The following is a 22,607-nucleotide window of genomic DNA, read 5'->3' as shown; positions in this document are numbered from 1 at the left end:
GGTGGTCCTGGTGGGATCCTGTCAGAACTTGTCATGCACCACCGCGTTTACCCGAGGCCCCGGAGACCTACCCTGAAAGTATGGGCGGGCCTGGAGACCCTCCTGAGGGGACACCCGAGGGCGCTCCCGCAGGTGGAGAGGACGAGTACCGATCCGTCGTCTTCGACGAGTCGTTCGTCCGTGCTGCCCGCCTCCAGGAGTTCTCGGCGCGGGAGCGGATGGCCGACCACGCCCCGGCCGTACGTCGCAGACCCGCCCTCCAGCGCGGCCTGTCCCGGCAGGCGCTGATCCTCGTCATGCTGATAGCCGTCGCCTTCGGCACCGCGATCTACATGGGTGTACGACACCCCTACCAGAACCCCGTCGCCCAGCCGCCGGAACCGCTGCGCATGACGGTCATCCCCCTCGCGCCGCAGACCCCCGTGCCGGGTGCCACGAACGTCGACGACCTGTACGCGCACAGTCCCGCGGCGCAGTTCGGCGTCGGTGCCGAGGGGATAGCGCTGCCCGCCTCCCGCCGCACCGCGCACTTCTCGGACAGCCAGGTCGTCGCCGCCCTGACGACCGCCAAGGACTACCTCGTGAAGTCCTCGCTCGACCCCGAGGTGCTCAAGGGAGGCACCGACCGGCCGGTGCGGATTCTGCTCGACCCCCAGCAGCTCGACCAGTTCGACCAGAGCTTCACCCACCCGGCCGCCGACGGGCGGCACGCGCCCACCGGCTGGCTGGTCCGCTTCGACACCGCCCGCACCGAGCTGGCCGACCTCAGGATCCGGGTGCAGGGCACTCTGCAGGCCGCCGAATCCGACCCGAACACCCTCGAGGTCCTCGCGGACCACACCTTCGTCTACGCCCTGAAGCCGACGGGCGCGGACACCCGCGCGAAGGCCTCCCTGTTCACCGTCCGGCGCGAGCTGCACTTCCGCTTCGACCGCGACGACCTGCGCATGCACCAGGCCGAGCTGGTCGTCTCCTACCTCCAGGCCGGACCGCTCGCCTGCGCCGACGACTCGGCGGACCGGCTGCGTCCCCTGCTCGCCGGACAGACGGCGAAGGCGGGCGGCCCGGCCGGCACCGACCCGTACGCGACCGGCGGCACGACGGCGCTGTGCGGGTCGCTGGCGACGAGCGCGCAGCCGAAGATCTGACCTGCGCGTCGGCGGCCGGCGATCGTCAAGCGGCGTTACGGGCGGGGCCCGGCGACCGTGAGGTGGCGTTCGGGCGGCGCCCGGTGATCGTGAAGTGGTGCCACGGGCCCGCCCGGTGACCGGCGGCCGACGCGGAGTCCGTCAGCCGTCGCCCTTGGATCCCGCGTCGCCCTCGGAGCCCGCGCCGCCGCCCGGGTGGCCGTCCTCCGGGCCGGTGCCACCGGGGCGCTCGGCGCCGTCCCGCCCGTCCCGCGGCGGAGTGTCCCTGGGGGAGCCGCCCGCGAAGCCGCCGAAGCCGCGCCGCACCCGGCCGCCGAGGTCGCCCGCCCCGCCCGCGATGTCGCTGACCAGCTTCATCAGCGGGTCCTTGGAGTTCTTGACATCCGTCGCGTAGCTCGACGCCGACTGCCGGAAGGAGTCCGAGACCGAGGTGTCCTTGTCCTCGCCGCGCCGCGGATAGTGACCGTCCATGATCCGCTGGTAGTCGCGGGACTCGGCCCACTTCTTCAGCTCGGCGGCCCGCACCGTGGTGAAGGGGTGCGTACGGTTGAGGACGTTGAGGATCTTGAGCACGGAGTCGCGCAGGTCGCCCCCGGCCTCGTACTCCTCGGCCTGCGCGAGGAACGCGTCCACGTTCATCTCGTGCAGGTGGTTGCCGCCCGCGATCTTCATCAGGCCGCGCATCGAGGCCCGCGGGTCCTGTCCGACGAGCAGCCCCGCCCGGTCGGCCGACAGCTCCGACTTGCGGAACCACTCCCGCAGCGCGGTCACGATCGTCATGATCGCGAGGTTGCCCAGCGGGATCCAGGCCACCCGGAGGGCCAGGCTGGTCAGGAAGAGCAGGATCGTGCGGTAGACGGAGTGACCGGACAGCGCGTGGCCCACCTCGTGCCCGACGACGGCCCGCATCTCCTCCTCGTCCAGCAGCTCCACGAGACCGGTCGTGACGACGATGATCGGCTCGTCCAGGCCGATGCACATCGCGTTCGGCTGCGGGTCCTGGGTGACGTACATCGGCGGGACCTTCTCCAGGTCCAGGATGTAACAGGCATCTCGCAGCATGGCGTTGAGGTGCGCGAACTGGGCGTCCGAGACGCGCACCGAGTCGGACAGGAAGAGCAGCCGCAGGCTGCGCTCGGGCAGCAGGCCGCTCAGGGCCTTGAAGACCGTGTCGAAGCCGGTGAGCTTGCGCAGGGCCACCAGGGCCGAGCGGTCCGCCGGGTGCTCGTACGCCCGCGAGGAGATCCCCTCGAAGCGCCTGCGCTGCCTGCTCGGCACGTTCTCGTGCCCGTTCCCCTGCTGGCTGTCGTCGGACATGTGTTCCCCCATGTGCGTCTGAGTGCCCTTTGTGCCCCCAAGGCACGGCCCAGCCTAGGCGGAGATACCGTGGACGGGCAGTACAGAGAAGGAGTCGTACGCCATGGAGCACATCCCCGCAGCCGCCTGGCTCACCGAGGCCGCGAGCGCGGCAGACAAGCAGGGCCCGGGCGATCTGCTCCGCGTCGTGCTGATCGTGATGATCGTCGGACTGGCCCTGACCGCCTGGTTCCTGCTGCGGGGGTACAAGCGCGAGGACGACTGAGCTCCGCGCCGGGCACCCGGCGCGGCGGGAACCGGCGCCGTGGCCGTCGTCCGTGCGCCCGTGGCCGTCGCGCGCGGCAACCGGCCTCCCCAACGGCGGAGTCGGGGTGATCGCGGCCGGGGCACCCGCTTACGATGGGCCGACGTCTTTATCCCGCCCTCCCCCACTCTCGACTTCGCTCGAGCGGGGGGACCTCGATCGGATAGGTCCTGCCGAGATGAGCTTCCACAGCACTGCCGCACAGTTGGTCACTCTTGCCGCCGAGGGCGAGGAGCACGGTGGCAACCACGAGAGCCTCAGCCCGTTCCTGACCGGCGGTGGCGCCCTCTTCGTCCTGCTCCTGCTGCTGTGGATCACGACGCGTTTCAACCGCGACCGCTGAGCCCTTTCAGCCACCCGCGGCCGTCCCCGGGACCCCTGTCGGGCGGAGCCCGTCGACCGGGCCGGTAGGGTCTGCACGCATGGGAGAGCAGGACATGCCTACCGGTCCGGCGAGTGACTCGGAGAGCGGCGCAGTCGGCGACGCCGCGGGTGGCGGGGCGCGTGGCGGCGTGAGCCGTCTGACGACCGGCCGCCGCAACGGCCCCTCGAATCCGGGCAAGCGCCGTCTCGGCGTGATGGGCGGGACGTTCGATCCGATCCACCACGGGCACCTGGTGGCGGCCAGCGAGGTGGCCGCGCAGTTCCACCTCGACGAGGTGATCTTCGTACCGACCGGGCAGCCGTGGCAGAAGACCGACCGGAAGGTCTCCCTGGCCGAGGACCGCTATCTGATGACGGTCATCGCGACCGCCGAGAACCCGCAGTTCTCGGTGAGCCGCATCGACATCGACCGCGGCGGACCGACCTACACCACGGACACCCTGCGCGACCTGCGCGCTCTCAACCCCGACGCCGACCTGTTCTTCATCACCGGCGCCGACGCGCTCGGCCAGATCCTCACCTGGCGGTACGCGGAAGAACTGTTCTCCCTCGCGCACTTCATCGGAGTCACCCGGCCCGGTCACACCCTGACCGACCCCGGGCTTCCCGAGGGCGGGGTCTCGCTCGTCGAGGTTCCCGCGCTCGCCATCTCGTCGACAGACTGTCGTGCGAGGGTCGGCAGGGGAGATCCCGTCTGGTATCTGGTGCCGGACGGTGTAGTGCGCTACATCGACAAGCGTGAGCTGTACCGCGGCGAGTGAGCCGAGAGGGGCACCGGTGAACGACCGATACGACGGATACGCGGGCGGCGACCAGTACGAGCTCGTCGGCTACGACGAGTTCGGGCAGCCTGTGTACCGGCAGGTGCCGCCCCAGCAGTCCCAGCAGAACTACGACCCGTACGCGCAGCCCCAACAGCCCCAGCAGTCGCAGGGCTACGGCTATGACCCGTACGCGACCGGCGGGTCGGCCTACGACACCGGCCGGCAGTCGGCGTCCTCCTACGACACCGGTCAGCAGACGTCCGTCCCGGCGTACGACCCCTACGCCCCGTACGGGGCCGGCGCGCCCGCGCCCGAGGGGGCGGATACGGCGTACGACCCCTACGGGCAGTCGGCCCGGACGTCCCAGACCCCCCACACGGCGCACTCCGCTCACACGACGCAGACCGAGCGCGGCGGACAGACCGGACGGACGGGGCAGCCGGGTCGGACCGGCCGGGCGGCTCAGGACGGGCCCGCCGGCTACGGCGGCCACGGCGGGCAGACCCCGGGCACGGCCGGTGCCGCGAGCACCGGGCAGCAGCCGCGGGTCGCCGAGCAGACCGCGTACATCCCGCAGCAGGCGGGCCCCGCGGAGGACGGCGGGCCGCGGGCCGACCGGGACTACCGCACCGAGCAGTTCGCGTTCGTCGAGGAGCAGGAAGCCGAGTCCGAAGACGTCATCGACTGGCTGAAGTTCACCGAGAACCGCACCGAGCGCCGCGAGGAGGCCCGCCGCCGCGCCCGCGGCCGGATCGTCGCCCTGATCGTGGTGTTCGCCCTCGTCGTGGTCGGCGGTGTCGGCTACCTCTGGTACGCGGGCAAGCTGCCCGGCACCTCCTCGCACGACAAGCCCGCCACGACGACGGCGTCGAGCGCCCAGAACCGCGACGTGCTCGTCGTCCACCTGCACGACACGAAGGGCGGCGGCACCTCCACGGCGCTGCTCGTCGACAACACCACCACCAAGCAGGGCACCACCGTCCTGCTGCCCAACTCCCTTGCCCTGACGGGCGACGACGGCTCGACGACCACACTCGCCAAGTCCGTCGACGACGACGGTTCGTCCGGGACGCAGGACGCGATCGACACGGTGCTGGGGACCGACATCCAGGGCACCTGGCGTCTCGACACCCCCTACCTCAGCAACCTCGTCGAACTCGTCGGCAACATCGACATCACCACCAACACCGCCGTGCCCGACCCCGACGCCAAGAAGAAGGGCGAGCCGCCCCTCGTGAAGAAGGGCGAGGACCAGACCCTCGGCGGCAAGGCGGCCGTCGCGTACGCGACCTACCGGGCCCCCGGTGAGGCCCAGAACGCCCAGCTGGAGCGGTTCGGGCAGGTCATGCAGGGCGTGCTGCGCAAGGTGTCGTCCGACAAGCAGGCCGCGACGACCACCGTGCAGACCCTCGCGCAGATCCTCGACCCGCCGCTGACCGACCAGGACCTCGGCGTCTTCCTCGCCAAGCTCGCCGACCTCGCCAAGGGCGGCGACTACAAGACGGCGCTGCTGCCCGTGCAGCAGGACGGCACCCTGAGCGAGAGCGCCACCGACAGCGTGGTCAAGGACGTGCTCGGCGGTACCGCCAAGAGCCCCGACGCCGGCGCCGCAGTCCGTGTCGGCATCAGGAACGCCACCGGCGTGAAGTCCGCCACGGAGAAGGCCCGCGTCGTCCTGGTCAACGGCGGCTACACCTTCCTGGACTCCGGCACCGCCGCCGCGGCCCAGAGTGTGTCCCGGGTCACCTACGCCGACGCCGCCAAGAAGAACGACGCCGTCGAGGTCGCGAAGACCCTGGGCCTGCCGACCGGCGCCGTGACGAGGGGCAAGGCGACGTCCAACGCGGACGTGTCCGTGGTCCTGGGCCAGGACTACAAGGTGAGCACCTCGGCCGGGTGACCCCGCGCGACCGGCGGTGACGGCCGGCGATCACGAGGTGTACGCGGCCGTGCCCGGGGCTTTCGGGGCACGGCCGCCAAAACGCGTGGGGTGCCCTCTGCTGTCCGTGAGACCCTTGAGTCATTACTGACCGCCGACGGAAAGCCGCGTAGTGACCGCCACGGACCGCTCCATCGAGCTCATCAACACCGCCGCACAGGCGGCCGCCGACAAGCTCGCGCACGACATCATCGCCTACGACGTCAGCGATGTGCTCTCGATCACCGACGCCTTCCTGCTGGCGTCCGCACCCAACGACCGCCAGGTCAAGTCGATCGTCGACGAGATCGAGGAGCGCCTGAACAAGGAGCTCGGCGTCAAGCCGGTGCGCCGCGAGGGTGACCGCGAGGCCCGCTGGGTGCTGCTCGACTACGTCGACATCGTCGTGCACGTCCAGCACAGCGAGGAGCGCGTCTTCTACGCCCTGGAGCGGCTCTGGAAGGACTGCCCGGAGCTGGACCTGCCGGCCGACGCCAAGGCCACCCGGGGCAAGACCGCCGAGCACGCCAAGCTGCAGGCCGAGGAGGACTCCGCCGAACTGGAGGAGCTGCGGTGACCGCCGGGGCCGGCAGGAAGCCGGGCCGGGGCCGCCGCGTCATCCTCTGGCGGCACGGCCAGACCTCCTGGAACGTGGAAAGCCGCTTCCAGGGCTCCACGGACGTCGAGCTCACCGAGACCGGCATCGGCCAGGCCCGGCGCGCTGCCCGGCTGCTCGCCTCGCTGGAGCCCGACGCGATCATCGCCTCGGACCTCCGGCGCGCCGCCGCCACGGCCGCCGAGCTGGCCGAGCTCACCGGCCTCGACGTCACCCACGACGAGGCCCTGCGGGAGACCTACGCGGGCGTCTGGCAGGGGCTGACGCACGAGGAGATCCTCGGCCGGTACGGCGACGAGTACGCCGCCTGGAAGCGCGGAGAGCCCGTGCGCCGCGGCGGGGGAGAACTGGAGTCCGAGGTCGCCGACCGCGCCGCCCCCGTGGTGCTGCGGCACGTCGACAAACTCCCCGAGGACGGCACCCTCGTGGTCGTCAGTCACGGCGGCACGATCCGTACGACCATCGGGCGTCTGCTCGGCCTGGAGTCTCAGCACTGGGAGAGTCTCGGCGGCCTCTCCAACTGCTGCTGGTCCGTCCTCGGACGGGGCGCGCGGGGCTGGCGACTGCTGGAGCACAACGCCGGCACACTGCCGGAGCCGGTGCTCGGAGACGACGACTGAGCGGATCGAGCGGCCCTCTGTCCGGTCCCGGAGACCCGTCGGGACCGGATTTCACTTTCCGGCAGGTCGCAGGCTAAAGTTCTTCTTGTTCGCCCCGCAGGGCGGGAAGAACGCAAGGGGCTATAGCTCAGTTGGTAGAGCGCCTGCATGGCATGCAGGAGGTCAGGAGTTCAATTCTCCTTAGCTCCACAGATCGACTCTCTTGAGTCGTCAAAGATCGATGACGAAGATCCCGTCCCCTCCGGGGGGCGGGGTTTTTTGTGTACCCGGGGCCTCCGGGCGGCCTTCGTCACACTCTTCTCGGACCGGCTTGAGTCACTTGGGGCCCCGGGGGCGTATACCTCTGCGGACGCGCTCCTCATGTGCACGTCTGCGCTGGCCGCGACGGCTACGTCGGGTGCCGTGTCCGGACTGGTACGAAGGCGTCGCTGACCGTATTGCTCCGGCCGTGGCAGAATCAAACGGCCGGAAGGGGGCGCGGCCCGACGGGAGGGAGAAGCGATGCCTGCGAGCATCCTCGAGGAGGTCCACGATCTTCTCGAAGTGGCACCGAAACGTAGAAGAGCCACTCGCCTCGACTGTCCTTCCTGCGGATCCGTCCACATCGCCCAGGTCCTCGGCGACAACGGCGGGATCTCCTACGTGTGCACGGCCTGCGGCCACAGCTGGAGCTGATCGATGGGTGCACACAGGCGAAAGTGCGATTGGTGCGGCAGTGGTACGCCCATCGTCCGCGACATGGAACCGGTCAATCACGACTACCAGTACTGGTGCGAGGAGTGCGCGCGGGCGCTGATCATAAAAGGCGACCCCATCGAGACGTACCGCGAGCTGGAGGGCGAGCCGATCTACGGGCGGCTCCTCGACGAGCACTGCACGCTCAAGCGCTTCTACTCGTTCGCGACAGCCTGACCCCGAGCAGGGCCAGGAAGGCGCAGCCGGCTCCCGCGTAGAGGGCCGACAGCGTCGACTGGACGCCGTTCTGGTGCAGTTCGAGCCTGCCCGGGCCGTGCGGGACCCACCACAGCGCGTACGAGCAGAACGCCACGGCGGTGGCGACGGCAGACGCCCTCCCGCGCGTCGCGAGGAGCAGCGTCAGCGGCACGCACCAGACCCAGTGGTGCGACCAGGACACCGGACTGACCAGCAGTGCCGTCACCGCGCAGGCGGTCACCGCCCAGGCCCGCAGCCCGCGCAGTTCCGCGGCGACGGCGGCCGTGAGGCCCAGGGACCCCACCACGGCAGCCGCGGCGATCCACCAGAGGCCGGGATGCGCGCTGTGCAGCAGCCGGGCCATGACCCCGCGCAGCGACTGGTTCGCGGTGTCCTCCACCAGCCCGACCCGGCCCGTCTCGAAGACCATCCGGCTCCAGAAGCGCCACGAGTCGTACGGCAGGACGGCGGCCGCGAGCAGCGTCGCCCCGGTGAACGCGACGGCCGCCCCGCGCGCGTGGCGCAGCCGGGGGCCTCCGCTGCCCCGGCGCGCGTGTTCCACGAGGCCGGCGGTCAGCAGGAACACCGCGAAGAGCGCCGGGGTCAGTTTGACCGCCGCGGCGATCCCGATGCCCGCCCCGGCCCAGCGCCGTCCGGGCCGCCCGGTCAGGTCCCACAGCACCAACACGCCGAGCAGCAGGTTGACCTGCCCGTAGCGCAGCGTCGTCCACACCGGCTCGCACCACACGGCCGCCGCCGACACCCACCACACGCTCTCCACGCGCGCGTGGCCGACGAGCCGCAGCGAGAGCGTCACGAAAGCCACGAGAAGGGCCAGGTTCCCGGCCGTCGCCGCCGTCCGCAGGTCCGCCGTGTCGAGCAGGGTCAGCGGTGTGAACAGCAGCGCCGCGAACGGGGGGTACGTCGTGGGCAGATGGGCCTCGGTCGTGCGCAGCGCGTAGAGGTCGCCGCCCGCGCGTACGGTCGCGCCCTCCGCCCGGTACACCGTCAGGTCGATCATCGACACGTGCGCGGCCCGCTGCGCGCACCAGAAGGCGGCGAACGACAACAGGCAGGTCCCCAGGGCGACGGACGCGTGGCGGCGGACACGAGGGAGGGCGATCACGGTCACGGAGGCCGACACTATCCCGCTTGTCCGTATTGTCCGAGCGGCGCGGAATCGATTTGGCGGTGCACCGGGAGGACCGTGTAATGTTGGCGTCGCCGCCGGGGAGACCGGGCGGAGCGGAACAAGGGGCTATAGCTCAGTTGGTAGAGCGCCTGCATGGCATGCAGGAGGTCAGGAGTTCAATTCTCCTTAGCTCCACAGAAATTGAAGGCGGGCCACCCGATCGGGTGGCCCGCCTTCGTGGTGTTCAGCGGCCGCTGCCCAGCGCCCGGCGGCCACGGCGCTGGGACAGCACCGGCAGGTTGTTGCGTGCCGGTGCGGAGGATCTGGTGTCCTCCTCGATGCGCAGGGCGAGCGCCGGGCAGCGGCGTACGGCCCGCAGCGCCTTCGCCTCCGCGTACCGGGGGACCTGTGCCTGCGCGACGGTGGGGAACCCGTCCGCGCCGAGCTCGAAGACCTCGGGCAGGATGTCCGCGCACAGGCCGTGCCCGCGGCACAGCGTCCAGTCGACGTAGATCTTCTGGCGGCTGGGGCCCGCCTCCTCCTGCGCCTGGCCGCCCGGGATGCCCGTCGGGGTCTGGCCGCCCTCGAAGAGCGGCAGAACGCCCTCCACGGGCCTTCCGCAGCCGTTTCCGAGGACGTGCGCGGCGAGGTCGTCGGTGAACGCCTTGATCGTCGACTCGATGAACATCGCCGAGCCGTCCGGGTGGGAGCACGCACCGCGTCGCTTCACGGCCTTGGCGACCTGCTTCACGGCCTCCAGCGCGGCCGGACCGCCGCCGTTGAGGATGTCCTCGAGACCACGCGCCGCGGCGGGCAGGCCGAGGTAGCAGGGACCGCACTGTCCCGCGCTCTCCTCGGCCAGCCACTGCGCCACTCGGAGCGACTCGCCCAGCGGGCACGTCTCCTGGGTGATCGGGAGGATGGCGCCGGCGCCGAGCGCGCCGCCCACGGCGTCCAGGGAGTTGCGCGAGACGATCGCCTCGTTGACCATCGCCGCGTCCAGCCACTTGCCGTGGTAGCCGCCGGTCAGCACGCCCTGCGGGGTGGGCGGGGCGCCGGCGAGCTGGAGCACGTACCGCAGCGGTACGCCGGTCGGGACCTCGATCACCATGGGGCGCGCGACGGCGCCGGAGACGGTGAGCAAGACGGTGCCGGGCTCGTCGTACAGGCCGGTGTTGCGGTACCGGTCGGGGCCGATGCGGGCGGCGATGGCCAGCTGGGCGAACGTCTCGGCGTTCGACAGCAGCGTGGGAGCGCCGCCGACGCCGGTCTGCGACGCACTGATCTTGCGGCCGGGCGGGATGGCCGGGCCGCCGTCGATGGAGCGGATGAGCGAGGCCGCGGCCCCGGTCACCATGCGTACCGGATTGCGCTGCACGCGCGCGCGAAGAGGCGATCCGCGCCGGTCGCTCAGGCCGCGTTCGGCCAGCGCCGCCTCCATGGACCTCTGGGTGGACTCACGCGTCACGCCGATGACCAGGGTGCGCGCACCCATGGCCTCCGCGGCCAGCAGTGCTCCGTCCAGGATGAGGTGCGGGGCACGGTTGATGAGCACCGTGTCCTTGCGGCAGGCGGGTTCGTCCTCGCTCCCGTTGACGACCACCACGGGCCGGATGCCCTTGCTGATGGCCGACTCGGCGACCGAGCGCAGTTTCTTGGCGAAGGGGAAGCCCGCGCCGCCGCGGCCCTTCAGGCCGATCGCCTCGGCGAGGCCCGCGAGCTGTTCACCGCCCATCGGCTCGAGCGGCCCGTGCACCTTGAGGTGCATGGGCAGATCGAGCCGTTCAACCAGGTCGAAACCCGACGTGAGCTGCGGAAGTCCGACGACGCGGACCTCCGGGACGTCGGGCAGGGCCTCGTTCACTTAAAGCCTCCGGAAGGGGCGTTCCATGGTTCACCGGAGCCAGGAGCGTCGAAGGCACCCGGCAGTACGTCAGTCGTGGGACCGCTGTCGTACGTGTCGTTGGTGTTGTACGTGCCGAAGGCGGGGTTCGTCTCACCGGTGTCGTACACATCACTCGTGCGGTACGCGGCCGTGGCCGAATTGTCGTAGACGGGGATGTTGTATCCCGTGTCCGCCAGCGGGTCGTACGCGGAGCGGGGTGCCTCGCCGACCGGCGGCGGCGAGGGGATGGGCCAACTGCCCGACGGGCTGCTGCCGTCGGCGCGCGGAAACGTCTCCGTGGGCTGCGTGTTCATCGGCATCTGGAAGCGCTCGGTCGGCGCGGCCCCCGCGGGGTTCCCGCCGGGCGTACCCGACACGGCCCGGTAGGCGGCCGCGAATCCGGGCGTCCCGCCCGCGGCGGCGGGGTCCACCGGGGTCTGGTAGAGCGACTGCTCGGGGCCCGGGGTGCGCTGCGGCGGCACGAAGGAGTCTCCCGTGGGCTGCTGGGCGGGGCGTGGCGCGAAGCCCGGCGCGTTGTTCTCGGCCCGGGCGGCGCGGGATGCCGTCAGCTGCTCCTCGCGTGCCATGCGGGCGCTGAAGCCGTTGCCTTCACCGAGGAGCGCGAGGACCCGGTCGGCGACCTTGCGCTTGTAGGGGGCGGGCGCCGAGCGCAGGGCGAGTGCGGCCATGACCGCGACCAGGCACAGGCTGTACAGGATCGTGAAGATCGGCTTCGCCTGTCGACCCGCGTAGAGGCCGTGGATCAGCGCGGAGCACCAGGCCGGGTAGGCCAGCATGTGCATCGCGCGCCAGCGGGCCGCGACCGGGGCCGGGGACGCGAAGGCGCTGCGCAGCGCGCCGGTGATGGCCGTGAAGATCATGAGCAGTCCGGCCAGGGAGCCGAAGCCGATGAGTCCGGCCGTCCCGGAGACGCCGAGGCTGAAGGGGATCAGGGCGGCGATCAGCACGGTGTGGTCGAGCGCCAGCTTGACCGTGATGTGCAGCAGCAGGAAGGCGACCGAGGAGACGGCGGTCGTGCGGTGCACCGCCTGCGCCACCAGGCGTTGGCGGGTGTTCAGGAACAGCCGGTCGGTCGCCACCAGCCCCCAGATGACGGAGCAGGAGAGCGCGACCAGCGACAGCACGCCGGCGCCGAAGTTGAGGAAGTCCCGGACTCCGTTGCCTCCTGCCAGTACGACCACGGGTATGAGAAGCAGAATGACAGCGGTGGCCACTCCATAGGCGGAGCGACCTGGGCGGGAAAGGGTGCTGCCATTACGACGAGGGTTCATAGGGGGGTTACTCCCAACGGTTCGGGGAAGCGGTCCCGAAGCCGCACTCTAGGTCGAGTCACTCCTGAGGGATACGAGATTGAGTTATTACGTTGTTATCAAAGGGCCGCCGGGCCCTTGTGTTGTCCCTTAGGGTCCGTTACGCGAAGTAATATTTGAATATTGTTCAGTTTTTTGGCGCGATCGTGACCGTCGCGCGGCGTGTCGCGTGCCCCGGAAGCCCGTCGCGACGCGCGCGGGTGCTGCGGTACCCTGACGCCATGCGTGCCGTACGCCTTCTGCTTAGTGAGCCGCGCTGATCAGTCCCGACCACTGACGACCCGTGGTCGGAATCGGCGCGGCCTCCCCTCCTGTGCGAGGGGATTTTTCATTTCTGAGCCGCTGGCAGAGACGATCGATGGAGCTTTGAGGATCATGAGCGAGACGAACCCCGCTGCCGCCTCCGAGGTGGCAGCGCCGCACCGCTACACGGCCGCGATGGCCGCGGAGATCGAGGCACGCTGGCAGGACTTCTGGGACGCCGAGGGCACGTACGAGGCGCCGAACCCCAGTGGTGACCTGGCCGGCGATCCCGCGCTGGCCGCGAAGCCCAAGAAGTTCATCATGGACATGTTCCCGTACCCCTCCGGGGCGGGCCTGCACGTCGGCCACCCGCTGGGCTACATCGCCACCGACGTGTTCGCCCGCTTCCAGCGGATGACCGGTCACAACGTCCTGCACACCCTGGGCTTCGACGCCTTCGGCCTGCCCGCGGAGCAGTACGCCGTGCAGACCGGCACGCACCCGCGCGTGTCCACCGAGGCCAACATGGAGAACATGAAGGTCCAGCTGCGCGCGCTGGGCCTGGGCCACGACAAGCGCCGGTCCTTCGCGACGATCGACCCGGACTACTACAAGTGGACCCAGTGGATCTTCCTGCAGATCTTCAACTCCTGGTACGACGACGAGGCCGGCAAGGCCCGTCCGATCTCCGCGCTGATCGCCCAGTTCGAGAGCGGCGACCGCGCCGTCGCGGGCGCTGACGGCCACGCGCGCGCGTGGAACGAGCTGACCGCCGTCGAGCGCGCCGACACCCTGAGCGAGTACCGGCTGGCGTACGCCTCCGACGCGCCCGTCAACTGGTGCCCCGGGCTGGGCACCGTACTGGCCAACGAGGAGGTCACCGCGGACGGCCGCTCCGAGCGCGGCAACTTCCCCGTCTTCAAGGCCAAGCTGCGGCAGTGGAACATGCGGATCACGGCGTACGCCGACCGCCTGCTGGACGACCTGGAAGCGCTGGACTGGCCCGAGGCCATCAAGCTGCAGCAGCGCAACTGGATCGGCCGCTCCGAAGGCGCCCGGGTCGACTTCCCGGTCGACGGCGACGCCATCACGGTCTTCACCACGCGTCAGGACACCCTGTTCGGCGCCACCTACATGGTGCTGGCCCCCGAGCACCCGCTGGTCGACAAGTTCGTCCCGGCGGCCTGGCCCGAGGGCACCCACGAGGTGTGGACCGGCGCGCACGCGACCCCGGCCGAGGCCGTCGCCGCCTACCGCGCGCAGGCCGCCTCGAAGTCGGACGTCGAGCGCCAGGCCGAGGCCAAGGACAAGACCGGCGTCTTCACCGGCGTGTACGCCACCAACCCGGTCAGCGGCGAGCGGATCCCCGTCTTCATCGCCGACTACGTACTGATGGGCTACGGCACCGGCGCCATCATGGCCGTCCCGGCGCACGACACCCGCGACTTCGCGTTCGCGCGCGCCTTCGAGCTGCCGATGCGCTGCGTCGTCGAGCCGAGCGACGACCGGGGCACCGACCCCTCGACCTGGGACGACGCCTTCGCCTCGTACGACGCGAAGATCGTCAACTCCTCGGGTGCCGAGATCTCCCTGGACGGCCTGGGCGTCGTCGACGCCAAGGCGCGCATCACCGAGTGGCTGGCCCGCAGGGGCATCGGCGAGGGCACCGTCAACTTCCGGCTGCGCGACTGGCTGTTCAGCCGGCAGCGCTACTGGGGCGAGCCCTTCCCGATCGTCTACGACGAGGACGGCGTCGCCCACGCGCTGCCCGAGTCGATGCTGCCCCTGGAGCTGCCGGAGGTCGAGGACTACTCACCGCGCACCTTCGACCCGGACGACGCGAACACCTCCCCGGAGACGCCGCTGTCCCGCAACGAGGACTGGGTCGACGTCACCCTGGACCTGGGCGACGGCCGCGGCCCGCAGAAGTACCGCCGCGAGACCAACACCATGCCGAACTGGGCCGGTTCCTGCTGGTACGAACTGCGCTACCTGGACCCGCACAACGATCAGAAGCTGGTCGACCCGGCCATCGAGCAGTACTGGATGGGCCCGCGCGAGGGCCAGCCCACCGGCGGCGTCGACCTGTACGTCGGCGGCGCCGAGCACGCCGTGCTGCACCTGCTGTACGCGCGCTTCTGGTCGAAGGTCCTGTTCGACCTGGGCCATGTCTCCTCGGCGGAGCCCTTCCACAAGCTGTTCAACCAGGGCATGATCCAGGCCTTCGTGTACCGCGACAGCCGCGGCATCGCCGTGCCCGCCGCCGAGGTGGAGGAGCGCGACGGCGCGTACTACTACCAGGGCGAGAAGGTCTCCCGGCTGCTGGGCAAGATGGGCAAGTCCCTGAAGAACGCGGTCACTCCGGACGAGATCTGCGACGAGTACGGCGCGGACACGCTGCGTCTGTACGAGATGGCGATGGGCCCCCTGGACGTGTCGCGACCGTGGGACACGCGCGCGGTGGTCGGCCAGTACCGGCTGCTGCAGCGCCTGTGGCGCAACGTCGTCGACGAGACGACCGGTTCGGTCACCGTCGTCGAGGACGACGCGGACGAGGACACGCTGCGGGTCCTGCACAAGGCGATCGACGGCGTGCGCCAGGACCTGGAAGGCCTGCGCTTCAACACGGCCATCGCCAAGGTCACCGAGCTGAACAACCACCTGACCAAGGCGGGCGGCCCGGTGTCGCGCACGGTCGCCGAGGCACTGGTGCTGCTGATCGCGCCGCTGGCCCCGCACATCGCCGAGGAGCTGTGGCGCAAGCTGGGCCACTCGGACACGGTGGTCCACCAGGACTTCCCCGTGGCCGATCCGGCGTACGTCGTGGACGAGGCCGTGACCTGCGTCGTGCAGATCAAGGGCAAGGTCAAGGCGCGCCTGGAGGTCTCCCCGTCGATCTCCGACGCGGAGCTGGAGAAGATCGCGCTGGCCGATGAGAAGGTCGTCGCGGCGCTGGACGGCGCCGGCATCCGCAAGGTGATCGTGCGGGCGCCGAAGCTGGTGAACATCGTTACGGGCTAGGGCGGGCGGAGGCCCGCGCGCGGGCCGCTCACCGGTGTCCATGCCGGGTTCGCGTGGACTCGCGCGCAGGTTCGCGCCCGAGTCCACGCGAGGTCTCCCCGTCGCGCGGCCTCTTTCGGGCCGGGACGTCGGGGTGGTCCCCTACGGGCAGGTTCGGGGTTCTTCCGGAACTCCGGACCTGCCCGTTGCGTTTACCGTTGAAGAGCGTCGTGGCAGCCGCCGCGACCGTCGGGAGGAGGAGCGTGGTGGAAGCCGTGATCGCAGTGATCGCCCTGCTCTTCCTGCTGTTCGTGGTCCTGGGCGCGTACGCCACGGTGAAGGTGATCGGCGCCGCCAAGCGCAGCGTGGACCGCACGATCTCGCAGGCCCGCCGCACGGTCGAGGACAGCACCCTTCGCGCCAAGACCTTCACCCAGTTCGGCCCGGCCGGCGAGATCGCCCAGCTGCGGCTGAAGCTGCGCACCTCGATGCGGGCCACGCAGGACGCGCTGCACGCGGGCGTGGGCGAGGACGAGTCCCTGAAGGAGTCCCTGGGGCTCTTCGAGCGACTCAGCGCGCACGGGCGGGAGCTGGACGACGAGCTCAAGCGCCTCGAGACGGAGCCGGACAAGGACACCCTGGCCACGCGCCTGCCCGGACTGCGCGAGCGCACCGAGCGGATCACCGGGTCCGCGGACTCGCTGCGCTGGGCAGCGCGGGACCGCGCCCGCCGGTTCGCCGAGGACGACCTGGACTCGCTGAGCGCGCAGATCGACGTCGAAGCGGGCGCGCTGCGGCACTGGACGACCGAGCCGCAGCCCACCTCCTCCTGGCCGGAGGCACCGGCTCCGGACGCGACAGCTTCCGACAGCCAGACCTGGCCGGGGCCCCCTCGGTCGCGCCCGGCCGACGAGCCGACGCGTTCCGCCATCACCCCGCCGGGGCGGCGTCCCACCTACCCTTGGCAGAAGAAGCCCCGCCCCGAGAGCACGACTTGACCCGACCTGGACCCCAGGTGAGAGGGGCCGGGCTGCCGTCCGGGCGCCCCGGCGGGTAACCTCCAGCTCATGTCCCGCCATGTCGCGATCGTCACCGATTCAACGGCCTACCTGCCGCCCCGGACGATGGAGCGCCACGGCATCACCGCGGTGCCCCTGACCGTGGTCCTCGGCGACCAGGCGCTCGAAGAAGGCACCGAGATCTCGGCCCGCTCCCTGGCCCAGGCACTCCAGAAGCGGCGCCCCGTCACCACGTCCCGGCCCAGCCCCGAGGTCTTCGCCGCCACCTACCGCGCGCTCGCCGAGTCGGGTGCGACCGGCATCGTCTCCCTCCATCTGTCCGCCGACATCTCCGGCACCTACGACGCCGCGGTCCTCGCGGCGCGTGAGGCGCCCGTGCCCGTGCGCGTGGTGGACACCGGGATGGTCGCGATGGCCCTCGGGTTCTGCGCACTGGCCGCGGCCCAGTCCGCGGAGGCGGGAGGCACCGTCGACGAGGCGGTCACGGCCGCGGAGAAGCGGGCCTCCGGCACCTCCACGTACTTCTACGTCGACACCCTCGACTATCTGCGCCGCGGCGGCCGGATCGGTGCGGCGCAGGCGCTGCTCGGCTCCGCGCTCGCGGTGAAGCCGCTGCTGCAACTGGACGGCGGCCGCATCGAACTCCTGGAGAAGGTACGCACAGCCGCGAAGGCGATCGCCCGCCTGGAGGAGATCGTGGTCGAGCGCGCCGGCAGCGCCCAGGTCGACATCGCCGTCCATCACCTGGCCGCCGCCGAGCGGGCGTCCGCCCTCGCGGACCGGTTGCGGGTACGGGTGCCGGGTCTGGCCGATCTGCATGTGAGTGAGGTCGGGGCGGTGATCGGGGCGCACACCGGGCCCGGGTTGTTGGGGGCGGTCGTCTCGCCTCGGTGAGGGCGGGGACGTTGTCGAGCCGACCGTGCCGACCCTGCTGGCCCTGCTGACCGCTCCGGCCGTGGCGATGGTGTCGGGCGTTCGCGATCGTGCTGGTTCTCCGGCCGTGGCGGTTGTGTCGGCCGTCGGCCGTTGGCGATCGTGTCGATCGAGTCGGCGGTGCAGGCCACGTCGGCCGTGACCCTTGCGGGTGACGGAGTTGTCCACAATTCGTCCGTGGTCCACCGGAATTGAGCAAGATCATCGCGAGTCGGCGATGTGCCGGATCCTCGACGCATGGCACTTCGATCACGCTCACGCACAGCCACACCGACCAGTGGACCGGGGCGCGGCCCCGTCTCCGACGGCCGCACCCACCATCGCCGATCCCACCCGCGCGGCCGCTCCCGGGCCGACGTTCGGCGCCACGACGCCCCGGCCGAGGCGCTCCGCCTGCGCGCACGGGCGCTCTTCCCCCAATCGGAGCGGGAGGAAGGGGAGTCGGGGCACGGACCGCCGGGGCTGGATCGGGACGTGGGAGCCCCGAGGGCGAGAACCTCGGCGGGGCTCGGGGACGCCAAGGGCTGGGGCGAGGACCGTTCCTCGCGGAGTGGCGTCCCCTCGCCCGACGGACCCTCAGGGCAAGAGGCTCCGGCACCGGACATGGGCGGTCCCGCGGGTACCGGCGTTCCCGCGCGCGGTGCGGCGGCCGAGTGGCGGCACCGGGCCGGGCTCGCCGTACGGGAGCGGATGCCGCTGTGGCTGCAGTCGAGGTGCGGCCTGGAGCGCCGGAGCGTGGCGGCGCTCGGTGTGCTGCTCGTCGTCGCCGCCGTCTTCGCCGTGCAGCACTTCTGGGCCGGCCGGACACAGCCGGTGCGGGCTCCCGAAGCGGTGCGGGCGGTCGCTCCCTTCGGCGGACGGGAGGGGCCGGAAGGCGGAAGCGGAGTCACGGAACCGTCGTCGGCGGAGGCGGGCGGCCCGGCCGGGGTGGCGAACACCGCGGGCCCGGCCGGAACGGTGATCGTGGTGGACGTCAGCGGCAAGGTGCGCAGTCCTGGGCTCCAGCGCCTGCCGGCCGGGTCGCGGGTCGAGGACGCGCTGCGGGCCGCGGGCGGAGTGCGGCCAGGGGCGAACACGGAGGGTCTCAACCGCGCACGCCTCCTGGTGGACGGCGAACAGGTCGTCGTCGGTGCTCCCGCACCCGTGGCGGGGGCGGCCACGGGCGGCGGCTCCCTCGCCGGTGGTGCGGGCGGAGCCGGCCCCCGGACGGCGCCATCGGCTCCGGTCTCCCTCAGCACGGCCACCGTTGACCAGCTCGACACCCTGCCCGGCGTCGGCCCGGTGCTCGCCCAGCACATCATCGAGTACCGCACCGAGCACGGGGGTTTCCGCACGGTCGACGAACTCCGCGAGGTCAATGGAATCGGGGACCGCCGGTTCGCCGATCTGCAGAATCTCGTGCGGCCGTGAGCGGGCCCACGAACCCCTGTGAGCGGACGGCCTCGGACCGGACCGTGTCCACGACCCCGACCGTCCCCGTGACCCGGACCGTCCCTGAGCCTCGGAACACCCCCGAGATCCCGGACCTCCACGACGACCGGCACCTCCACACCGATGGGGTACTCCACACCGATGGGGTCCTCCGTGACGACGGGAGCACGCGCGAGACAAAGATCATCCGCAAGGCAGGTGAGGCTCACGGGGCCAGGAACCGCGGGGCCAGGGACACCCGCGGGGCGAGGAGGCGCCGGGCCGTGCACGCGGCCTCTGGCAGGCGGCTGGGTATGGCGCATCCGCAGGAGGAAGGGCCTGCGGACCTGCGACTCGTGCCGCCCGCTCTGGCGGCCTGGATGACGGCGGCGCTGACGCTGGACGCCCCGGCCGGCTGGACCACGGGCGTGGTGGTGGGCTGCGTGGCCGTGGCCTGCGTCCTGCTGGCGGCGGGACGCAGGCGCACGCACGGTGCGGGCCGGCGGGGCGAACCGCGGCCACGGGCGACGCCGCGGGTGTGGCCGAGGATGTCCGCAGCCGCCGTGCTGCTCTGCGCCGCCGCAGCCGCCACCTCCGCGGGACTGCACGGGGCGGATGTGCGCCGTGGGCCGGTCCCGGCCCTGGCGCGGCAGTTCGCCCATGTGACCGTCGAGGCGGAGGTCACCTCCGACGCACGGCTCACCCGACCCCGGATCAAGGGGGACCACGCGGCTCCGACCGCCGTGCTGCTCGACGCCGAGATCCGGCGGGTGACGCGGGCGGACGGGAGCGGGCGAGCCGTGGAGACGCGTACGCCGGTACTGATGATCGTCGACGCGAGGACGCCCAGAGGCCCGCCCGAGCCGGCCGACCGGCGGTCGCCCTGGCTGTCGCTCCTGCCGTCCACCCGGGTGCGGGTGGAGGGGCGGCTGGCGCCCGCACAGTCGGACGGTGACCGGGTCGCGGCAGTGCTGCGTGTACGGGGGAGCGGGGCACCGGAGGTGGTGGGGGAGCCGTCCGGGCCGCAGCGGTTCGCCGGTCGGCTGCGCGAGGGGCTGCGGCAGGCGACCGGCGGACTGGAAGCGGACGCGCGGGCCCTCCTGCCGGGGCTGGTCGTGGGGGACACCGCACGGATCACACCGGAGCTGGACGACGCGTTCAAGGCGACGGATCTCACGCATCTGCTCGCGGTCAGCGGCGGCAACCTCACGATTCTGCTGGCCCTGTTCATCGGACCGCCCGGCCTTGCCCAGCGTGCCGAGCGACGCGGCCTCGCACCACGGCTGGGCATTCCGCTGCGGACGACCGCGCTGCTGGGCGGCGCGGTCACGCTCGGGTTCGTGATCGTCTGCCGCCCCGATCCGAGCGTGCTGCGGGCCGCGGCCTGCGGCACGGTCACTCTGCTCGCCGTCGCGACCGGACGCCGCCGATCACTGATCCCCGCGCTGGCCACGGCCGTACTGCTGCTGGTGCTGTACGACCCCTGGCTGGCCCGTAGCTACGGCTTCCTGCTCTCCGTCCTGGCGACCGGCGCCCTGCTCACGCTCGCCCCGCGCTGGAGTGCGGCGCTCCGCCGGCGCCGGGTGCCACCGCGGCTGGCCGAGGCGCTCGCGGCGGCCGGAGCCGCACAGGCGCTGTGCGCACCGGTCGTCGCCGTCCTGTCGGCACGGGTGAGCCTGGTGGCGGTGCCGTGCAATCTGCTCGCGGAGTTCGCCGTCGCGCCGGCCACCGTGCTGGGGTTCGCGACGCTGGCGACCGCACCGCTCACCCCGGCTGTCGCCAAGGCGCAGGCATGGTGCGCGAGTTGGCCCACCCGGTGGATCGCGGACATCGCCCGAACCGGAGCGGCCCTGCCCGGTGGGGCCGTGGACTGGCCGGGAAGCTGGGCGGGGGCGGTGCTGCTCGCCCTGGTCACGGCGGCCGTCGTGCTCGTCGGCCGACGGTTCCTGAAGCACCCGTGGGCGATCGGTGTGTGCCTCGTGGTGTTCCTGCTCATCGTGGTGCGGCCGGCACCCCTCACCAGGGTGATCACGGGATGGCCGCCGCCCGGCTGGCGGTTCGTGATGTGCGACGTGGGGCAGGGCGACGCGACGGTGCTGGCGGCAGGCGACGGCACCGCGGTGGTGGTGGACGCCGGGCCGGACCCGGGACTGGTCGACCACTGCCTCAGCGCGCTCGGGGTCACCCGGATTCCGCTCGTCGTACTCACGCACTTCCACGCCGATCATGTGGCGGGGCTGCCAGGGGTGTTGCGCGGTCGTTCCGTGGGGGCGATCGAGACGACCGGGTTCGAGGAGCCGCCGGACCAGGCCGAGTTCGTCCGACGGGAGGCGGCCGCGCGGCACATCGAGGTGACGCGGGCCGTGGCCGGAGAGCGACGGCGGACGGGAAGCCTCGAATGGCAGGTGCTGTGGCCGGGGCCGAGCCCGCCGGGCCCTGTGCCGGACGGTCCGAACGACGCCAGTCTCGCCCTGCTCGTGCGGTCGGCCGGACTGCGGATGCTGCTCCTTGGGGACCTCGAACCACCGGCCCAGCGGGCGCTGTTGAGGTCGCCCGTCGCCGGTGGATTGGCGGCCGTGGACGTGCTCAAGGTCGCCCATCACGGCTCGGCCTACCAGGATCCGGAGCTCATACGGAAGGCCGCTCCGCGCATCGCTCTGATCTCCTGCGGGAGGGACAACCCGTACGGGCATCCCGCTCCCGGCACGGTAGCGGCGCTGCGTGCGGGTGGTGCCGTGGTGCTGCGGACGGACGAGGACGGGGCACTGGCTGTCGTCGGTGCGGGCGCGGAGCTGGGCGTGGCGAGAGACTGAGGTCATGAATTCCGCACAGGCTGATGCCTACCTCCGCCGGATCGGGGCCCAGCACCCGGCGTGGCCCACCTCCGGGGTGTTGCGTGAGCTGCACCTCCGCCATCTCAAGACGGTGCCGTTCGAGAACCTGTCGATCCATCTGGGAGAGGAGATCGTGCTGGAGGAGAAACGCCTGCTGGACAAGGTGGTGGGCGCGCGCAGGGGTGGCTTCTGCTACGAACTGAACGGCCTGTTCGGGGCGTTGCTGGGGGCGTTGGGCTTCGATGTGACGCTTCTCTCGGCCCGGGGGTACGGCGAGGAGGGACGGCTGGGGATTCCCTACGACCACCTCGCGTTGCGGGTGCGGACGGTGGACGGGGGCGACTGGCTGGCCGACGTCGGCTTCGGGGCGCACAGTCACTATCCGCTGGCTTTCGGGGAGCGGAGCGAACAGGCGGACCCGGGCGGCACGTTCAGGGTCGTCGAGGCGGGGCCGGACGCGGCGGGGGTGCGGGGAGTCGGAGGACGGCGGGAGGCCGAGGACCTGGACGTCATCCGGGACGCCGGACCGCAGTACCGCCTGGAGGTCCGGCCGCGGGTGCTCGGGGACTTCGTGGCGGGTGCCTGGTGGCACAGCACCTCGCCGATGTCGCATTTCGGCCGGTCGACGGTGTGTTCGCGGGTCACGGAGGACGGTGGGCGGATCACGCTCAGCGGCCGGAGCCTGACGGTGACGGCGCCGGACGGGACGAAGGAGGTGACGGAGCCGGCCACGGACGAGGAGGTGCTGGCGATCTACCGGGAGCGCTTCGGGATCGAACTGGACCAGGTGCCGGAGGTGCGGAAGTCCTGACCGGA

General features: G+C 71.6%; 19 protein-coding genes, 2 tRNA genes and 1 pseudogene. 18 read left to right on the top strand and 4 right to left on the bottom strand.

The window, feature by feature from the left end:
- Positions 1 to 80 precede the first annotated feature (80 nt).
- Complete coding sequence (locus tag OHB41_RS17370; protein ID WP_266699135.1) at positions 81 to 1,148, top strand: SCO2583 family membrane protein; 1,068 nt, start codon at positions 81 to 83, stop codon at positions 1,146 to 1,148.
- A gap of 141 nt (positions 1,149 to 1,289) precedes the next feature.
- On the opposite strand, the gene OHB41_RS17365 is transcribed toward OHB41_RS17370, so the two are convergent.
- Positions 1,290 to 2,465, bottom strand: coding sequence for a M48 family metallopeptidase (locus OHB41_RS17365; RefSeq protein ID WP_266699133.1), 1,176 nt, complete (start codon positions 2,463 to 2,465; stop codon positions 1,290 to 1,292).
- A gap of 103 nt (positions 2,466 to 2,568) precedes the next feature.
- Between OHB41_RS17365 and OHB41_RS17360 the strand changes: the two genes are divergently transcribed.
- From OHB41_RS17360 to OHB41_RS17315, 10 genes and pseudogenes are all read left to right on the top strand, one after another.
- The gene (locus OHB41_RS17360) at positions 2,569 to 2,730 is read left to right on the top strand and encodes a hypothetical protein (RefSeq protein WP_168528073.1); all 162 of its coding nucleotides are present in this window, start codon (positions 2,569 to 2,571) and stop codon (positions 2,728 to 2,730) included.
- A gap of 217 nt (positions 2,731 to 2,947) precedes the next feature.
- On the top strand, positions 2,948 to 3,112 hold the full coding sequence (locus OHB41_RS17355) for a hypothetical protein (RefSeq protein WP_168528072.1): 165 nt from the start codon (positions 2,948 to 2,950) through the stop codon (positions 3,110 to 3,112).
- Positions 3,113 to 3,191: 79 nt separating this feature from the next.
- Complete coding sequence (nadD, locus tag OHB41_RS17350) at positions 3,192 to 3,914, top strand: nicotinate-nucleotide adenylyltransferase (protein WP_266699130.1); 723 nt, start codon at positions 3,192 to 3,194, stop codon at positions 3,912 to 3,914.
- A 16-nt stretch (positions 3,915 to 3,930) separates the two neighbouring features.
- Positions 3,931 to 5,817: an LCP family protein gene (locus OHB41_RS17345; RefSeq protein ID WP_266699129.1), complete on the top strand. Its 1,887-nt coding sequence runs from the start codon at positions 3,931 to 3,933 to the stop codon at positions 5,815 to 5,817.
- Between the two features lie 151 nt (positions 5,818 to 5,968).
- Entirely contained in the window at positions 5,969 to 6,412 is a 444-nt protein-coding gene (gene rsfS, locus OHB41_RS17340; protein ID WP_266699128.1) for a ribosome silencing factor, read from the top strand.
- On the top strand, positions 6,409 to 7,071 hold the full coding sequence (locus OHB41_RS17335; RefSeq protein ID WP_266699126.1) for a histidine phosphatase family protein: 663 nt from the start codon (positions 6,409 to 6,411) through the stop codon (positions 7,069 to 7,071). The genes rsfS and OHB41_RS17335 overlap by 4 nt, the downstream gene beginning before the upstream one ends.
- 116 nt (positions 7,072 to 7,187) lie before the next feature.
- Positions 7,188 to 7,260 (top strand) — tRNA-Ala (locus OHB41_RS17330).
- Positions 7,261 to 7,350: 90 nt separating this feature from the next.
- A pseudogene (locus OHB41_RS17325) lies at positions 7,351 to 7,503 on the top strand (MFS transporter); the annotation flags it as partial.
- A 69-nt stretch (positions 7,504 to 7,572) separates the two neighbouring features.
- Positions 7,573 to 7,746: a hypothetical protein gene (locus OHB41_RS17320; RefSeq protein ID WP_266699124.1), complete on the top strand. Its 174-nt coding sequence runs from the start codon at positions 7,573 to 7,575 to the stop codon at positions 7,744 to 7,746.
- A gap of 3 nt (positions 7,747 to 7,749) precedes the next feature.
- Positions 7,750 to 7,983 carry a hypothetical protein gene (locus tag OHB41_RS17315; protein ID WP_010986886.1) on the top strand — a complete coding sequence of 78 codons (234 nt, stop codon included), beginning with the start codon at positions 7,750 to 7,752 and terminating at the stop codon, positions 7,981 to 7,983.
- On the opposite strand, the gene OHB41_RS17310 is transcribed toward OHB41_RS17315, so the two are convergent.
- The gene (locus tag OHB41_RS17310; protein ID WP_266699122.1) at positions 7,952 to 9,136 is read right to left on the bottom strand and encodes a glycosyltransferase 87 family protein; all 1,185 of its coding nucleotides are present in this window, start codon (positions 9,134 to 9,136) and stop codon (positions 7,952 to 7,954) included. The two genes, OHB41_RS17315 and OHB41_RS17310, sit on opposite strands and share 32 nt — an antisense overlap.
- A gap of 122 nt (positions 9,137 to 9,258) precedes the next feature.
- On the opposite strand from OHB41_RS17310, the gene OHB41_RS17305 reads away from it, so the two are divergent.
- Positions 9,259 to 9,331 (top strand) — tRNA-Ala (locus OHB41_RS17305).
- 49 nt (positions 9,332 to 9,380) lie between these two features.
- On the opposite strand, the gene OHB41_RS17300 is transcribed toward OHB41_RS17305, so the two are convergent.
- Both OHB41_RS17300 and OHB41_RS17295 read right to left on the bottom strand, forming a co-directional pair.
- Complete coding sequence (locus tag OHB41_RS17300; protein ID WP_266699121.1) at positions 9,381 to 11,000, bottom strand: NADH-quinone oxidoreductase subunit NuoF family protein; 1,620 nt, start codon at positions 10,998 to 11,000, stop codon at positions 9,381 to 9,383.
- On the bottom strand, positions 10,997 to 12,256 hold the full coding sequence (locus OHB41_RS17295) for a ferric reductase-like transmembrane domain-containing protein (protein WP_526024927.1): 1,260 nt from the start codon (positions 12,254 to 12,256) through the stop codon (positions 10,997 to 10,999). Before OHB41_RS17295 ends, OHB41_RS17300 begins: the two co-directional genes overlap by 4 nt.
- A 471-nt stretch (positions 12,257 to 12,727) precedes the next feature.
- Between OHB41_RS17295 and leuS the strand changes: the two genes are divergently transcribed.
- The 6 genes from leuS to OHB41_RS17265 all read left to right on the top strand — a co-directional run bounded on the left by leuS (position 12,728) and on the right by OHB41_RS17265 (position 22,602).
- Positions 12,728 to 15,616, top strand: coding sequence for a leucine--tRNA ligase (gene leuS / locus OHB41_RS17290; RefSeq protein ID WP_266699118.1), 2,889 nt, complete (start codon positions 12,728 to 12,730; stop codon positions 15,614 to 15,616).
- 254 nt (positions 15,617 to 15,870) lie between these two features.
- The gene (locus OHB41_RS17285; RefSeq protein WP_266705933.1) at positions 15,871 to 16,593 is read left to right on the top strand and encodes a hypothetical protein; all 723 of its coding nucleotides are present in this window, start codon (positions 15,871 to 15,873) and stop codon (positions 16,591 to 16,593) included.
- A gap of 69 nt (positions 16,594 to 16,662) precedes the next feature.
- Entirely contained in the window at positions 16,663 to 17,508 is an 846-nt protein-coding gene (locus tag OHB41_RS17280) for a DegV family protein (protein WP_266699117.1), read from the top strand.
- A 276-nt stretch (positions 17,509 to 17,784) separates the two neighbouring features.
- Positions 17,785 to 18,957, top strand: a complete 1,173-nt coding sequence (locus OHB41_RS17275) for a ComEA family DNA-binding protein (RefSeq protein WP_266699116.1) — start codon at positions 17,785 to 17,787, stop codon at positions 18,955 to 18,957.
- Between the two features lie 284 nt (positions 18,958 to 19,241).
- The gene (locus OHB41_RS17270) at positions 19,242 to 21,770 is read left to right on the top strand and encodes a ComEC/Rec2 family competence protein (protein WP_526024926.1); all 2,529 of its coding nucleotides are present in this window, start codon (positions 19,242 to 19,244) and stop codon (positions 21,768 to 21,770) included.
- Positions 21,771 to 21,774: 4 nt separating this feature from the next.
- Positions 21,775 to 22,602 (top strand): arylamine N-acetyltransferase family protein, encoded by an 828-nt coding sequence (locus tag OHB41_RS17265; protein ID WP_266699115.1) that lies wholly within the window; start codon positions 21,775 to 21,777, stop codon positions 22,600 to 22,602.
- Positions 22,603 to 22,607: the final 5 nt, after the last annotated feature.

The organism is Streptomyces sp. NBC_01571 (genome assembly GCF_026339875.1).
In the GTDB taxonomy this organism is placed as follows: domain Bacteria; phylum Actinomycetota; class Actinomycetes; order Streptomycetales; family Streptomycetaceae; genus Streptomyces.
This window is presented reverse-complemented; position numbering and strand designations above follow the sequence as displayed.

Coding starts and splice junctions, on each gene's coding strand:
- OHB41_RS17370 (WP_266699135.1), top strand. CDS start 81: ATGGGCGGGCCTGGAGACCCTCCTGAGGGGACACCCGAGGGCGCTCCC.
- OHB41_RS17365 (WP_266699133.1), bottom strand. CDS start 2,465: ATGTCCGACGACAGCCAGCAGGGGAACGGGCACGAGAACGTGCCGAGC.
- OHB41_RS17360 (WP_168528073.1), top strand. CDS start 2,569: ATGGAGCACATCCCCGCAGCCGCCTGGCTCACCGAGGCCGCGAGCGCG.
- OHB41_RS17355 (WP_168528072.1), top strand. CDS start 2,948: ATGAGCTTCCACAGCACTGCCGCACAGTTGGTCACTCTTGCCGCCGAG.
- nadD (WP_266699130.1), top strand. CDS start 3,192: ATGGGAGAGCAGGACATGCCTACCGGTCCGGCGAGTGACTCGGAGAGC.
- OHB41_RS17320 (WP_266699124.1), top strand. CDS start 7,573: ATGCCTGCGAGCATCCTCGAGGAGGTCCACGATCTTCTCGAAGTGGCA.
- OHB41_RS17315 (WP_010986886.1), top strand. CDS start 7,750: ATGGGTGCACACAGGCGAAAGTGCGATTGGTGCGGCAGTGGTACGCCC.
- leuS (WP_266699118.1), top strand. CDS start 12,728: ATGAGCGAGACGAACCCCGCTGCCGCCTCCGAGGTGGCAGCGCCGCAC.
- OHB41_RS17280 (WP_266699117.1), top strand. CDS start 16,663: ATGTCCCGCCATGTCGCGATCGTCACCGATTCAACGGCCTACCTGCCG.
- OHB41_RS17275 (WP_266699116.1), top strand. CDS start 17,785: ATGGCACTTCGATCACGCTCACGCACAGCCACACCGACCAGTGGACCG.
- OHB41_RS17265 (WP_266699115.1), top strand. CDS start 21,775: ATGAATTCCGCACAGGCTGATGCCTACCTCCGCCGGATCGGGGCCCAG.